We start from the raw sequence: 13215 nt of genomic DNA, 5'->3' as shown, positions 1-13215 counted from the left end.
AAAACTATACTTCATAAATGAAGTTTTTAGTAAGAATTAGAATAAAATCAAATTAAAAAGGTTTGGTATAAAGCCAAGAAGTTTTTATCTGTACCTGGCGGATACGGATTTTTATGATAAATCTTAACAAAGTCTTTTGTAACAAATAAACTTTTATAAGAAGTTAAAAATGAAGTTAAGAAAAATTGTTTGCTAAAATCTAATTGTTTGTCAGAGTTTACTTGTAATTCATCTTGACCTTCAATTTTGTGTTGTTCATCAGAACAACAATCTTTCATAGCTATAGAAAGATCATTTGTCATGTCTGTTTTACAAACTTCAGCTTCACCTGTGTAAGAAATATCTACAACAAAATCACCACAATAATGCGCTTCTACCGTAAAAGAAAAGGTAGAAAATAGCACTAAAAATGCTAGAGAAAAAGCGGTTATTTTAGTTAGATATTTTTTCATTTCTGATGCAAATTTACAATAAGAAACACAAAAAATTTAGTTAAATTATCGATTACTTAATTTTTGAAAGTAAAATGCAGGTAAAAGTATCAGTAAAAATAATGGATGAATAATAAATCTTCTGATGTAAAATGGTAATAAATATCCAGATTGAAATTGATCTCTAAGTAAAAGAGAAAAAATGATAATTAAAATTAAAAAAGCTGTCATTAAGAAAAAGCCAGTAAACTTTACATAATCTTTTCTTTCAAAAATAACCCAAATAATTGCAATTGTAATTACAGAATTTAAAACATATCTAAAAAGCATATCTACAATTAAAGACCAAATATTTAGATTAGGCATATTTGTGTATAAATAATCGTTTTTAAAATAAGCAATTAAAGGATCGTAAAATAATTCCGCAGAAAATGCTCTCACAACAAATAATAGAGAAACAAAAAGAAAAAGCAATATTATTTTTATGTACCTATTCATCGTTTATAATTGCTAAATTTATTAACCCAAATTACCCAAAGTAAAAATACTGTACCATAAATTAATGCTGGAAAAACTAAATTGTGCAAAAACTCTTGTTTTTCTGGATATTTATAAATCATTACTGCAAGAAAAGCAATTCGAGCAATATTTATAACATAAATAAATAGACTACCTAAAACAGAATAAATTATAGTGGCTTTTAAAGAGCCCGCAAAAGCAACAATAAAAGCAACAAATAAAATAATAATGCTTACAGAGTTGCAACCTTCTATAACCCTAGCGGTGTATTTACCGTGAATTAATAATTTTACAGAAAGCTCTTCTTTATGCTGATATGCGCCAGAATCATAACCAAAAAAATCTAATAGGTCTACCGTTTGATCTGCAACAATAGTTGTTATAGAAGCCGTTTTAAATTGGCCTACTTTTGTTTGTGATTGTTGTAAGTAAGACGAGTAAATTGCGAACAAAATAAAGTATGTTGCAAAAAACTTAATTAAAAAAAAGACTACATTTTTATGTTTTTTCACAATATAAAATGATTTAATTTTGCAATTTACAATTATGCATAAACGAATATACGAAAATGGATATTAATATATTAAAAAATAAAGTAGAAAGCATTATTGCTTTAGAAGAAAATGTAGCTGTTAAGTTACAAGCTATTTGCGATTTGTTAGAACAAGAAATTTCTTACTACGATTGGGTTGGTTTTTATTTTAAAAACGGAGATAAGAACGAATTAAAATTAGCGCAATATACAGGTGAAGAAACAGAGCATACAATTATTCCTTTTGGAAAAGGTATTTGTGGGCAAGTTGCTGTCTCTAACGAAAACTTTGTTGTACAAGATGTTTCTGAACAAGATAATTACATTTCTTGTGGTTGGAAGGTGAAATCAGAAATTGTAATACCTATTTTTATAAACGAAGAAAATATTGGTCAAATTGATATAGATTCGCATACAGCAAATACTTTTACAGAAAAAGATGAAGAGCTTTTAGAGTTTGTATGTAACAAAGTAGCAACTATTTTATAGGATAGTTGTTACTTAAGGATTTTTTTTTATATTTGTTAACAACATTTTATTATTTATAGTATTTCTATAATCATTAAATCCCTAACTGATGAGAAAAGAACATTTTACCTCTGTTGCTAATAGCGACAATTCAACTAATTTTATAGAGAAAAAACAATCATGGACCCACATGTTTGTGCAATGGTTTCATAACTTTTTAGAAACTGCAGAGTAATAAAAGCCTTAAAAACTTACTAAATACCCTAAAATGAAAAAAATTACCCCTAATTTTTTACTAAAAATTTTATATTCAACAAAAAAAAATCAAGATAGAAGAGTGCCTAGAGATTATACCGCACTTGTAGAGAGTTTTAAATCGAAAGTGCAAGTAAACTAGTTGTTAATTACTTCTGGTTTTTGTTACTATCTTTTTATTGTCTTTCAAACTTGGTTTTACTAAATTTGCGTGCTTAACAACACAACATTAGATGAGCACTTCAAAAACAATCAAATCCGCATTAATTTCAGTATTTCACAAAGATGGTTTAGAGCCAATTGTTAGAAAATTAAATGAACTTAATGTAACTATTTACTCTACAGGAGGAACAGAAAAATTTATTAAAGATTTAGGAATAAATGTAGTACCTGTAGAAGATGTAACTTCTTATCCTTCTATTTTAGGAGGAAGAGTAAAAACCTTACACCCAAAAGTTTTTGGAGGTATTTTAAATAGACAAGATCACGAAGGTGATGTTGCAGAACTTAAAGAGTATAACATTCCGCAAATAGATTTAGTAATAGTAGATTTATATCCGTTTGAAAAAACAGTTGCGTCTGGTGCGCCAGAGCAAGATATTGTAGAAAAAATAGATATTGGTGGTATTTCTTTAATTAGAGCATCAGCAAAAAACTTTAAAGATACTTTTACAGTTTCTTCTATGGATCAATACGATGCTTTTTTATCTATTTTAGATGAAGGAAACGGAGAAACTACTCTCGAACAAAGAAAGAGTTTTGCAGCAAAATCTTTTAATATCTCTTCTCATTACGATACAGCAATTTTTAATTACTTTAATGCTGATGAAACTCCAGCCTTAAAAGTTAGCGAAACAAATGCTAAGGTTTTACGTTACGGAGAAAACCCACATCAAAAAGGATACTTTTTTGGTGATTTAGAAGCTATTTTCGATAAATTACATGGTAAAGAATTAAGTTACAACAATTTGTTAGATGTTGATGCTGCCGTAAATTTAATAGAAGAATTTAAAGGAGAAGCACCAACATTTGCAATTTTAAAACATAATAATGCTTGTGGTTTTGCGCAAAGAGAAACTATAAGACAAGCTTATGTAGATGCGTTAGCAGGAGATCCTGTTTCTGCTTTTGGCGGAATTTTAATTGCTAATACAGAAATTGATGCTGCAACTGCAGAAGAAATTCATAAATTATTTTGTGAAGTTGTAATTGCCCCTAGTTATTCAGAAGATGCTTTAGCAATTTTAAAAGGTAAAAAGAACAGAATAATTCTTGTGCAAAAAGAAGTTGCATTGCCAACAACAACTATTAGAACTTGTTTAAATGGTAATTTAGTGCAAGATAAAGATAGTATTACAGATAAATTAGAAGATTTAAAGTACGTTACAAACAATAAACCTACGCAATCTGAGTTAGATGATTTATTATTTGCGTCGAAGTTATGTAAAAACACAAAATCGAATACAATTATTCTTGTAAAAAATAAGCAATTATTAGCAGGAGGAACAGGGCAAACAAGTAGAGTAGATGCTTTAAATCAAGCTATTGAAAAAGCAACTTCTTTTAAATTTGATTTAAAAGGATCTGTGATGGCTAGTGATGCATTTTTCCCTTTTCCTGATTGTGTAGAAATTGCAGATAAAGCAGGAATAAAAAGTGTTATTCAACCAGGTGGTTCTATTAAAGATCAACTAAGTATAGATTATTGTAATGAAAATAATTTATCGATGGTAATGACAGGAACAAGACATTTTAAACATTAATAAATTATTAAGTTTACAAAGAGATTTTTAGTAGCTTTGTAATACTTACTTTAAATAATACATTAAAGATATTTTATGGGTTTTTTTGATTTTATGACGGAAGATATTGCGATTGATCTAGGAACCGCAAATACGTTGATAATTCACGACGGAAAAGTGGTTATAGACAGTCCTTCTATTGTTGCTAGAAATAGAATTTCCGGTAAAATAATTGCAATTGGTAAAGAAGCCAATTTAATGCAAGGAAAAACCCATGAAAATATCAAAACAATTCGTCCGTTAAAAGACGGAGTAATCGCAGATTTTCAGGCTTCTGAAGAAATGATTAAAGAGTTTGTAAAACAAATTCCGTCAATCAAAAAGAAGTTATTTCCACCAGCACTTAGAATGGTAATCTGTATTCCATCAGGAATTACAGAAGTAGAAAAACGTGCTGTTAGAGATTCTGCTAAACACATGAATGCTAAAGAAATCTATTTAATTTACGAACCTATGGCTGCTGCAATTGGTGTTGGTATAGACATTATGGAGCCAAAAGGGAATATGATTATTGATATAGGTGGTGGTACAACAGAAATTGCTGTTATTGCTTTAGCAGGTATTGTTTGTGATCAATCTGTAAAAGTTGCAGGAGATTTGTTTACTAACGATATTATGTACTACATGCGTACGCAACACAATTTACATGTAGGAGAAACTACTGCAGAAAAAATTAAAATAACAATTGGTGCTGCTACAGAAGATTTAGAAACTCCGCCAGAAGACATGTTGGTTCAAGGTAGAGATTTATTAAGTGGTAAGCCAAAACAAGTACAAGTTTCTTACAGAGAAATAGCAAAAGCATTAGACAAATCTATTTTAAGAATTGAAGATGCTGTTATGGAAACTCTATCTAAAACTCCGCCAGAATTGGCAGCAGATATTTACAATACAGGTATTTATTTAGCAGGTGGTGGTTCTATGTTAAGAGGTTTAGATAAGAGACTTTCTAGAAAAACAGATTTACCGGTTTACGTAGCAGAAGATCCTTTAAGAGCTGTTGTAAGAGGTACAGGTATTGCATTAAAAGAATTAGATAAATACAAAAATGTATTAATGAAATAAAACTTTAGCGGTTTAGTATGCAGCAGCTTATTTACTTTTTACAAAAATTTAAATATTTTTTATTTTTTATGTTGCTGCAATTTATTGCTTTAGCACTTACTTTTAATAACTTAAACTTTCATAAAAGTAAGTATGTAAACTCTGCAAACTCGTTAACGGGTGGTATGTATAATAAGGTTTCTAATATTTCTGAATATTTTAGTCTAAAGCATACAAACGATATTCTTTTAGAAGAAAATACGCGCTTAAGAAACTTATTACAGCAAAAAAATATTTCAATTGTAAACATAGATTCTACGGTTGTAGATACAATCAATTATTTTCAGAAATATACATTTTCAAACGCAAGAATTATCAATAATAATTACGCTAAAGAATTTAATTTTTTAACTATTGATAAAGGAGAACAAGATGGTGTTCAAAAAGAAATGGCTGTAATTAATAGTTTAGGAATTATTGGTATTACAGACAATACTTCTAAAAGATACGCTCGAGTTCAATCAATTCTAAATAAAAATTCTAATTTAAATGCAAGGTTAAAAAATAGCCAGTATTTTGGTTCTTTAAAATGGAATGGATTAGATTATAACACAGTACAATTGATTGATATACCAAGGCAAGCCTCTATAAAAGTAGGTGATACTATCGAAACAGGTGGTAAGTCTACAATTTTTCCAGAAGGAATTCTAATAGGAACCGTTAGTAGTGTTAATAAAAACAATGCAGTAGAAAATATTATAAACGTTAAGTTATTTAATGATATGAGTAATTTAGGTGACGTTTATATTGTTAAGAATTTGCATAAAGAAGAAATAAAGAACACAGAAAATCTAATAAATGAATAAGACAATTTTTTTCGGACTTCTGTTTGTCTTTATGATTTTGATACAAGTTTTTATTTTAAATAATATCTTGTTTTTAGGTTATGTAAATCCCTATTTATATATAATGTTTATATTTCTTTATCCATTAAATAAAAATAGATTTGTATTTCTTTTTCTGGCATTTTTATTGGGATTAATTATTGATTTTTTTTCAGATTCTGGCGGTATACACGCTTTTTCTACGTTGTTTATAGCATATATTCGCTTGTTTTTTGTAAGAGTCTATTTTAATAAATTTGAGGTAGATTTTCCTTTCTTCAGACTTAATTTAGAGCCTTTTGGTAAACGATTTAATTATGTTGTAACTTTAACAGTAATTCATCATTTTATATTATTTTCTTTTGCTAACTTTAGTTTTCAAAATTTTTCGAATGTTATAATTAACACAATTTACTCTAGTATTTTTACGTTAATTATATATTTTTTAGCAACGTTTATTTTTTCTAAAAAGCAATAATGCAAAAAAGTTTATTACTTTATACTTTAATCACACTTGTGGGTTTGGTTTTTATTGGTCGATTATTTCAACTACAAATCGTTAGAGGTGAAAGTTATGATCCTATACATAACTCTGCAGTAGAAAAAAAGTTTGATTATCCAGAAAGAGGTTACGTTTACGATAGAAATGGTAAGTTATTAATTGCAAACCAACTTTCTTATGATGTAATGGTGCAACCAAATAAGGTAAAACCGTTAGATACTTTAGAGTTTTGTAAATTATTAAAAATAACCAAAGAAGATTTTCATAAAAGATTTAGTCGGTCTGTAAATTTTGCATCATATAAACCTTCGGTTTTTTTAAAACAATTAGCAAAAGAAGATTTTGCTTTTCTTCAAGAAAAATTGCATAAGTATAAAGGCTTCTTTATACAGAAAAGAATCATTAGAGATTACCCTTTTAAATCTGCCGCAAATGTTGTTGGTTATATTAGCGAAGTTAATAATCAGCTAGCAAAAAGTAGTACGTATTACGAACAAGGAGAATTAATTGGAAAAGCTGGTGTAGAAAAGCAATACGAACTTTTTTTAAGAGGAAGAAAGGGTAAAAAGTATTATAGAAAAAACAAACTTAATAATATTGTTGGTTCTTTTAAAAACGGAGCTTATGATACTTTGCCGGAAAACGGAAAAGATTTAACTTTAACTTTAGACTTAGATTTACAACAATACGGCGAAAAGTTAATGAAAAATAAAAGAGGAGGTATTGTTGCAATAGAACCAGCTACCGGAGAAATTTTAGCATTAGTTACGGCGCCTTCTTACGACCCTAATATGATGGTTGGTAGAAAACGTTCTCCAAACTCAGTTATTTTAATGGATCCTAATAATTTAGAAAAACCAACTTATGACAGAGGTTTGAAGGCTTCATACCCTCCAGGGTCACCTTTTAAAATGATGAATGCTTTGATAGGTTTACAAGAAGGCGTTATCAATGAAAGTACTACTTTTAAATGCTTTAATGGTTACAGGTATGGTAGCAGAAAAGGTGAGTTTATGGGCTGCCATTGTAATATTTATAACAGACCAATTAGTCTAAAAACAGCAATAGCTAAATCTTGCAACAGTTATTTTTCTAATACCTACAAAAGAATTGTAGAAAAAGATAATAAACCTTCAGAAGGATTAGATAGTTGGGCAAATCATGTAAAAAGTTTTGGATTAGGAAATTATTTAGGTTATGATTTACCTCAAGGAAGTCCTGGTTTTATTCCGGTAGGTAAATATTATGATAATGCGTATCGATATTCTTGGAATGCATCTACAAATATTTCTAATGCAATTGGTCAAGGAGAGGTTCAAACAACACCAATTCAGTTAGCTAACTTTACAGCGGCAATTGCAAATAGAGGCTATTTTTATACACCACATATTCTAAAAAAAGTTAATAATCAACCAATAGGCAATCCTAATTTTACAAAAAAGAAAGTAACTTCTATCAATAAAGAATATTTTGATCCTGTTGTTGAAGCAATGCATGAAGTTTTTAAAACAGGAACAGGAAGTGGAGTAAAAGTTAAAGGGATTAATATCTGTGGAAAAACCGGAACTTCGGAAAATTATGCGGTTGTAGACGGTAAAAGAATTAAGTTAGAAGACCACTCTATATTGGTAGCATTCGCGCCAAAAGATAACCCTAAAATAGCGATAGCAATTTTTGTAGAAAATGGTGGTTATGGTTCTAGAATTGCGGCTCCTATTACTAGTTTGATGATAGAGAAATACCTTAACGGAAAAATATCAGAAGCAACTAAGTATAGAGAAACAAATATGCTAAACATCAGTTTAAAATCTGAATATGATAAATTAATACCTAAAACAGAAGAAGAAATTGCGTCAGGAACGAAATAATATTTTTGCAGGTATAGATTGGTTATTAGTATTACTATTTGTTGTTTTGGTCGGTTTTGGTTGGCTAAACATTTACTCTGCTTCTAAATCTGAAGAAGATATACAGATTCTTAGCTTTTCTACTAAATACGGTAAACAGTTAATTTTTATCTGTCTAACTATTCCGTTAATAGTACTTATTCTCTTTTTTAATTCTAAGTTTTACGAGAAATTTTCTAGTATTCTCTATATTATTTCCCTTTTATCTTTAGTTGGGTTGTTTCTTTTCGGGAAGACAATTAATGGTGCTACTTCTTGGTATAATTTTGGTGTGCTTGGTTTACAGCCTTCAGAATTTGTAAAAGCATTTACAGCTTTAGCAGTCGCAAAATTATTAAGTGATAGACAATACAATTTTAAATTGGTAAAAAACCAGATAAAAGCATTTGCTATTATCTTTTTACCAGCTTTTCTAATCATTTTACAACCAGATGCAGGTTCTGCGTTAATATATCTATCTTTCTTCTTTGTATTGCATAGAGAAGGTTTAACCTTATATTATATTATTATTGGTGTAGCAATTGTAGTTTTATTTTTACTAACCATATTATTTGGCACAACTATAGTTTTATCTTCGTTATTAGGAGTAATATCTGTTTTTACTGCTTACATTTTATACAAAGGCGGTAAACGATTTTTTCGTTTTAATTGGTATAAAATTATTGGGGTTTATCTAATAGTTACTGCGTTTGTATTAGGTTCAGGTTTTGCTTATAATAATGTATTTAAACAGCATCATAGAGATCGTTTCGAAATTTTGTTAGGACTAAAGCAAGATAATCAAGGAATCGGTTATAACTCTTATCAATCTGAATTAACTATAAGTTCTGGGGGTGTTAGTGGTAAAGGGTTTTTAAAAGGAGATTTAACACAAGGTGATTTTGTGCCAGAACAACATACAGATTATATTTTTAGTGTAATAGGAGAAGAGTGGGGTTTTATAGGTAGCTCTTTGGTAATTATTCTTTTTATGCTGATGATGTATAGAATATTATATTTATCTGAAACGCACACAAACAAGTTTGGTAGAATTTATGGTTACAGCTTAGCTTCGATACTGTTTTTTCATGTAATTGTAAATATTGGTATGGTAATAGGTTTGTTACCTACAGTTGGTATTCCTTTGCCATTTTTTAGTTATGGTGGTTCTTCTCTTTGGGGATTTACAATTCTTTTATTTATTTTTATTAGGCTAGATGCTCATAAAAAGTACGATTGGTAAAACAACCTTATTAATAATTTGTAAGTCTTTTAAAAACCTTATTTTGACTTTAATTTAAGCTAATTATTCTTTATTATTTCATCTTTGAAATGAACACTTATTCGTTGTGAATCCATCGACATAAATTATAATAGATTACTTAATTATTGATTTGATTTCTGATGTTTTAGTTTGTAAAAATCTTTTATGATATCAATCTGCCAATTCAAATCATTTAATAGAACTAATTAATTCATGAAGTAGAATCATATTTTTTTGGATTGTATTTAACTAAATAAATAATAAACCCAATAGCTCTTATATATTTATCGTCTAAAAAGTAAAGCACAAAAAAAACTCTGAATAAATATTCAGAGTTTTTTTAAATTTCTTAAGAATTAAAATCTTACAATGCAGCTACGTGCTTAGTTAATTTAGATTTTAAGTTAGCAGCCTTATTCTTGTGAATAATGTTATTCTTAGCTAATTTGTCTAACATAGAAATAACAGTACTTAATTTTCCTTCTGCTTCTTTCTTGTCTTCTGATGTACGTAAATCTCTAACAGCATTTCTAGTTGTCTTGTGCTGGTACTTGTTACGTAATCTTTTAGCTTCGTTGCTTCTAATTCTCTTTAATGCTGACTTATGATTTGCCATAATTTCTTAATTCGTTTTTTTATTAAAACTTTGTAGTCCGTACGGGAATCGAACCCGTGTTACATGGATGAAAACCATGCGTCCTAACCCCTAGACGAACGGACCATAACAATCAATCGATATGTTTAGTATGTCTCAATTGCGGGTGCAAATATACAACCTTTTTTTACTTCTGCAACTATTTTTTAAAAAAAAATGCATTTTTTTTTAAAATTAATATGCTTTGGCAAAAAGTACCCTTTTAGAAGACGGTTTTCCGCTAAAAACACAAACACCATTTTCTTCTTTTGCATCATTAGGAATACATCTTATAGTTGCTTTTGTAATTTCTTTTATTTTGTCTTCTGTTTCTTCTGTACCATCCCAATGCGCAGATACAAAACCACCTTTATTTTTAATTGCTTCTTTAAATTCATCAAAAGTATCTACAGATGTTGTGTGTGCTGTTCTAAAGTCTACAGCTTTTGTAAATAAGTTTTCTTGAATTTCTTCTAAAAGATTACTTACAAAATCAGAAACATCAACTTGGTTTATTGTTTGTTTCTCTAAAGTATCCCTTCTGGCAACTTCTACAGTTCCGTTTTCTAAATCTCTTTTACCAATAGCTATTCTTACTGGCACACCTTTTAGTTCGTATTCTGCAAATTTAGCACCAGGTCTAAAAGTATCTCTATTATCAAACTTTACAGAAATTCCTTTAGCTCTTAACTCTTTTACAAATACATTTACTTTTTCTGAAATTGCTTCTAATTGTTCTTCACCTTTATATATTGGTACAATAACAACTTGTATTGGCGCTAATTTTGGTGGCAACACTAAACCATTATCATCAGAGTGCGTCATTATTAAACCTCCAATTAGTCTAGTTGAAACTCCCCAAGAAGTTGCCCAAACATGTTCTTGTTTTCCTTCCTTAGAAGTAAACTTAACATCAAATGCTTTTGCAAAGTTTTGTCCTAAGAAATGACTTGTACCTGCTTGCAAAGCTTTACCATCTTGCATTAATGCTTCGATAGTTAATGTGTCTTCTGCTCCTGCAAAACGTTCGCTGTCAGACTTAGAACCTTTAATTACAGGCATTGCCATAAATTGTTCTGCAAATGTTGCATAAACTTCTTGCATTTGTTTTGCTTCGCTAATAGCTTCTGCTTTTGTTGCGTGTGCCGTATGGCCTTCTTGCCACAAGAACTCTGCAGTTCTTAAGAATAAACGAGTTCTCATTTCCCAACGAACAACATTTGCCCATTGATTAATAAGTAATGGTAAATCTCTATAAGATTGTATCCAGCCTTTATATGTGTTCCAAATAATAGCTTCCGAGGTTGGTCTAACTACCAATTCTTCTTCTAATTTTGCTTCTGGATCTACTCTTAATTTTCCTGGTTTATCTGGGTCGTTTTGTAATCTATAATGTGTTACAACCGCACATTCTTTAGCAAAACCTTCAGCATTTTTTTCTTCTGCTTCAAATAAACTTTTAGGAACAAACAAAGGGAAATAAGCATTTTCATGCCCCGTTTCTTTAAACATACGATCTAGCTCTGCTTGCATTTTTTCCCAGATTGCAAAACCATAGGGTTTTATTACCATACATCCTCTTACAGCAGAGTTTTCAGCTAAATCTGCTTTAACAACTAACTCATTATACCATTTAGAATAATCGTCTTCCCTTTTTGTTAAATGTTTACTCATAATTAAAAGTTTGGCACAAATATTGTTACCTTTAAAGTGAAATTTATGTTAAAAGATTGTTTGATATTTTTTCTATACAAACGATACAAAATTACTACAAAAAGGTTAGAGACCAAGTAAAGTTTAGATTTTTTTGTTTAACGTACTTTTTCAACAATAATAATACCTACATAAAATAAGCCTTATGAAAATACGACACATAAAAAATAATAGTAACTTAATTCTTCTTTTAATAACTACTAGTTTATTCTTAGTTTCTTGTGGTACTTACCAAAGTGCTTATAATGATGACGGAATTTACGGTAGCGATTCTAATGTTACAGAAAGTAACGTAAGAGTAGTAGATGAAGCGGGTTATAATAATTATAATAATGATTATTTTACAAGAGAATTAGAAAGGTTAGAAAATCTAAATGATACTGAAATCTTTACGGATGTTAATTCTTATAATTCACAAGATTCTATCTATTTAGAAGATAATTTAAATTACAATACCAATCCTTCTTGGGGAGCAAATGATAATAATGATGTTGTTGTTCAGGTGAATTTAATAAATGATCCTTATTGGAATAATTTTGGGCCTTATTACGGTAATTGGGGCTTTAACAACGGTTTTTATAATAACAACTGGAGATTTAGAAACAGATTATGGAATAACTATTGGGGATACAATCCTTACTGGCATCCTTATCATAATAATTTTGCTTGGGGATTTAATTATGGCTTCTATGGAAATCCTTATTACGGATTTTACAATCCTTATAGAAATAATAGATTTTACAATTATAACAACAGGTATTATAGAAATTCTACATACGGCAGAAGAACAGTTTATAATAATACGAACAGAAGGTATAATTTAAATTCTAGAAACACATCAGTTTCATCTAGAAGAAGAAATACAAGTACTAGACAAAATTCTAATACTACAAGAAGAAGATCTTCTAGTACTAGAAGTAGAACTTATGGTAACACTTCTAGAAATACGAATACTACTAGAAGAAGTTCTGGAAACACATCTAGAAACTCTAGTTCTACTAGAAGGAGTTCTGGTAATACCTCTAGAGGGTCTAGCAGTACAAGAAGATCTGGTTCTTCTACAACAAGAAGAAATAATGCTACTATAAATAGAAGTTCTAGAACTAGTTCTAATAGGTCTAGCTCTAATAGAAGTTATTCTAGATCGTCTTCAAGTTCTTCTAGAAATACATCTAGTAGAAGTTCATCAAACAGAAGTAGTAGATCTTCGGGTAGAAGTTCATCGTCTTCGTCTAGAAGAAGAAATTAAGACTCTTATTCATTAACAAATACAAAATTTAA

At 29.4% G+C, this 13215-nt stretch carries 15 protein-coding genes and 1 tRNA gene; 10 read left to right on the top strand and 6 right to left on the bottom strand.

The features are described 5' to 3' along the window. Positions 1 to 47 precede the first annotated feature (47 nt). Genes B5464_RS04615 through xrtF form a run of 3 tightly spaced genes read right to left on the bottom strand, consistent with a single transcriptional unit; the run spans position 48 to position 1462 of the window. On the bottom strand, positions 48 to 452 hold the full coding sequence (locus B5464_RS04615) for a hypothetical protein (RefSeq protein WP_079737398.1): 405 nt from the start codon (positions 450 to 452) through the stop codon (positions 48 to 50). A 45-nt stretch (positions 453 to 497) separates the two neighbouring features. Further along, positions 498 to 929 carry an exosortase F system-associated protein gene (locus B5464_RS04610; protein ID WP_079737397.1) on the bottom strand — a complete coding sequence of 144 codons (432 nt, stop codon included), beginning with the start codon at positions 927 to 929 and terminating at the stop codon, positions 498 to 500. Further along, complete coding sequence (gene xrtF / locus B5464_RS04605) at positions 926 to 1462, bottom strand: exosortase family protein XrtF (protein ID WP_079737396.1); 537 nt, start codon at positions 1460 to 1462, stop codon at positions 926 to 928. The genes B5464_RS04610 and xrtF overlap by 4 nt, the downstream gene beginning before the upstream one ends. Positions 1463 to 1518: 56 nt before the next feature. On the opposite strand from xrtF, the gene B5464_RS04600 reads away from it, so the two are divergent. The 9 genes from B5464_RS04600 (at position 1519) to rodA (ending at position 9566) form a co-directional block, all read left to right on the top strand. After that, positions 1519 to 1971, top strand: a complete 453-nt coding sequence (locus B5464_RS04600) for a GAF domain-containing protein (protein ID WP_172830857.1) — start codon at positions 1519 to 1521, stop codon at positions 1969 to 1971. Positions 1972 to 2059: 88 nt separating this feature from the next. Beyond that, a complete protein-coding gene (locus tag B5464_RS14560; RefSeq protein WP_302849546.1) occupies positions 2060 to 2185 on the top strand; it encodes a hypothetical protein in 126 nt (41 codons plus the stop codon). 33 nt (positions 2186 to 2218) lie between these two features. After that, positions 2219 to 2347 carry a hypothetical protein gene (locus B5464_RS14555; RefSeq protein ID WP_299062036.1) on the top strand — a complete coding sequence of 43 codons (129 nt, stop codon included), beginning with the start codon at positions 2219 to 2221 and terminating at the stop codon, positions 2345 to 2347. A gap of 91 nt (positions 2348 to 2438) precedes the next feature. Then, a complete protein-coding gene (purH, locus tag B5464_RS04595) occupies positions 2439 to 3968 on the top strand; it encodes a bifunctional phosphoribosylaminoimidazolecarboxamide formyltransferase/IMP cyclohydrolase (protein ID WP_079737394.1) in 1530 nt (509 codons plus the stop codon). Between the two features lie 75 nt (positions 3969 to 4043). Next, a complete protein-coding gene (locus B5464_RS04590) occupies positions 4044 to 5072 on the top strand; it encodes a rod shape-determining protein (protein WP_079737393.1) in 1029 nt (342 codons plus the stop codon). A 17-nt stretch (positions 5073 to 5089) separates the two neighbouring features. Next, positions 5090 to 5917 carry a rod shape-determining protein MreC gene (mreC, locus tag B5464_RS04585; RefSeq protein ID WP_079737392.1) on the top strand — a complete coding sequence of 276 codons (828 nt, stop codon included), beginning with the start codon at positions 5090 to 5092 and terminating at the stop codon, positions 5915 to 5917. Then, the gene (mreD, locus tag B5464_RS04580; RefSeq protein ID WP_079737391.1) at positions 5910 to 6413 is read left to right on the top strand and encodes a rod shape-determining protein MreD; all 504 of its coding nucleotides are present in this window, start codon (positions 5910 to 5912) and stop codon (positions 6411 to 6413) included. The genes mreC and mreD overlap by 8 nt, the downstream gene beginning before the upstream one ends. Next, positions 6413 to 8305, top strand: coding sequence for a penicillin-binding protein 2 (mrdA, locus tag B5464_RS04575; RefSeq protein WP_079737390.1), 1893 nt, complete (start codon positions 6413 to 6415; stop codon positions 8303 to 8305). The genes mreD and mrdA overlap by 1 nt, the downstream gene beginning before the upstream one ends. Further along, positions 8286 to 9566: a rod shape-determining protein RodA gene (rodA, locus tag B5464_RS04570; RefSeq protein WP_079737389.1), complete on the top strand. Its 1281-nt coding sequence runs from the start codon at positions 8286 to 8288 to the stop codon at positions 9564 to 9566. Before mrdA ends, rodA begins: the two co-directional genes overlap by 20 nt. Before the next feature lie 385 nt (positions 9567 to 9951). Here rodA and rpsT read toward each other — a convergent pair whose 3' ends face one another. The 3 genes from rpsT to proS all read right to left on the bottom strand — a co-directional run bounded on the left by rpsT (position 9952) and on the right by proS (position 11895). Further along, complete coding sequence (gene rpsT / locus B5464_RS04565) at positions 9952 to 10203, bottom strand: 30S ribosomal protein S20 (RefSeq protein ID WP_077810216.1); 252 nt, start codon at positions 10201 to 10203, stop codon at positions 9952 to 9954. 33 nt (positions 10204 to 10236) lie between these two features. Further along, positions 10237 to 10308 (bottom strand) — tRNA-Glu (locus tag B5464_RS04560). A gap of 108 nt (positions 10309 to 10416) precedes the next feature. After that, the gene (proS, locus tag B5464_RS04555) at positions 10417 to 11895 is read right to left on the bottom strand and encodes a proline--tRNA ligase (RefSeq protein ID WP_079737388.1); all 1479 of its coding nucleotides are present in this window, start codon (positions 11893 to 11895) and stop codon (positions 10417 to 10419) included. A 184-nt stretch (positions 11896 to 12079) separates the two neighbouring features. On the opposite strand from proS, the gene B5464_RS04550 reads away from it, so the two are divergent. Further along, positions 12080 to 13183, top strand: a complete 1104-nt coding sequence (locus B5464_RS04550; RefSeq protein ID WP_079737387.1) for a hypothetical protein — start codon at positions 12080 to 12082, stop codon at positions 13181 to 13183. The last annotated feature ends 32 nt before the right edge of the window (positions 13184 to 13215 follow it).

The organism is Polaribacter sp. KT 15 (genome assembly GCF_900143115.1).
Classification (GTDB): Bacteria; Bacteroidota; Bacteroidia; order Flavobacteriales; family Flavobacteriaceae; genus Polaribacter; species Polaribacter marinaquae.
This window is presented reverse-complemented; position numbering and strand designations above follow the sequence as displayed.